The 1363-nt window shown below is 69.0% G+C and carries 1 protein-coding gene; it reads left to right on the top strand.

Annotated features, from left to right (window positions below):
- Window positions 1–1363, top strand: a 1363-nt coding sequence (locus tag LQV45_RS32870) for an acetyl/propionyl/methylcrotonyl-CoA carboxylase subunit alpha (protein WP_374208360.1), incomplete at both ends; no start/stop codon positions are given.

Genomic DNA, 1363 nt, shown 5'->3' with positions numbered 1-1363 from the left:
CAGCCGGCACCCCGTTGTTCGGCACCGTGCTCGTTGCCAACCGCGGCGAGATCGCCTGCCGCGTCATCCGGACCCTGCGCGCCCTCGGCATCCGTTCGGTCGCCGTCTATTCCGACGCCGACGCCGACGCGCGGCACGTGCGGGAAGCCGACTTGGCGGTCCGGATCGGGCCCGCCGCGGCCACCGAGAGCTACCTCAAGATCGAGGCCATCGTCCAGGCCTGCCGCGACACCGGCGCCGAGGCCGTGCACCCCGGCTACGGCTTCCTGAGCGAGAACGTCGACTTTGCCCGCGCCCTCGAAGCCGCCGGCATCACGTTCATCGGCCCCGGCGTCGAATCCCTGAACGTCATGGGCGACAAGATCCGCTCCAAGAACCACGTCACCGGCTACGGCGTCCCCGTGGTCCCGGGCATCGCTGAACCCGGCATGACCGACGCGCAGCTGATCGAGGCCGCGGCCGGCGTCGGCTTCCCGTTGCTGATCAAGCCCTCCGCCGGCGGCGGCGGCAAGGGCATGCACATCGTCGAACGCGCCGAGGACCTGGAAGCCACCCTGGCCACCGCACGCCGGGTCGCCGCGAGTGCTTTCGGCGACGACACCTTGTTCCTGGAACGGCTCGTGCTCACCCCGCGGCACATCGAGGTCCAGATCCTGGCGGACAACCACGGCAACGTCATCCACCTCGGGGAGCGCGAGTGCTCGCTGCAGCGCCGCCACCAGAAGGTCATCGAGGAAGCACCGTCCCCGCTGCTGGAATCCCTGCCCGACGGGGCGGAGATCCGCGCCCGGATCGGCGAAGCCGCCTGCCAGGCCGCGCGCAGCGTCCACTACTCCGGCGCCGGGACCGTGGAATTCCTGGTCTCGGCCGCCGCCCCGGACGAGTTCTTCTTCATGGAGATGAACACCCGCCTGCAGGTCGAACACCCCGTCACCGAGATGGTCACCGGCATTGACCTCGTCGAATGGCAGGTGCGCATCGCCGCCGGCGAGGAACTCACGGTGACCCAGGCCGACGTCGTGCTGACCGGCCACTCGGTGGAGGCACGCGTCTACGCTGAGGTGCCAGAGAAGAACTTCCTGCCGTCCATCGGACAGGTCGTGCTGCTGGACGAACTGCCGGACACCGCGAGTGGCAAGGTCCGTGTCGACTCGGCCCTGCTGGAGGGCCTCCAAATCTCGAGCAGCTACGACCCGATGATTTCCAAGGTCATCGCGTGGGGCGAGGACCGGGCTGAGGCTTTGGACACCCTCGATGAGGCGCTCGCCGGGTATACCGCGCTGGGCATCGACACCAACGTCGAATACCTGCGGCTGCTGATCAACGACGCCGACGTCCGCGCCGGACGGCTCGACACCGGCCT

The organism is Microbacterium sp. Bi128, from assembly GCF_918698205.1.
The sequence above is the reverse complement of the archived record's forward strand: the minus strand, read 5'-3'. Positions and strand labels throughout refer to the sequence as shown.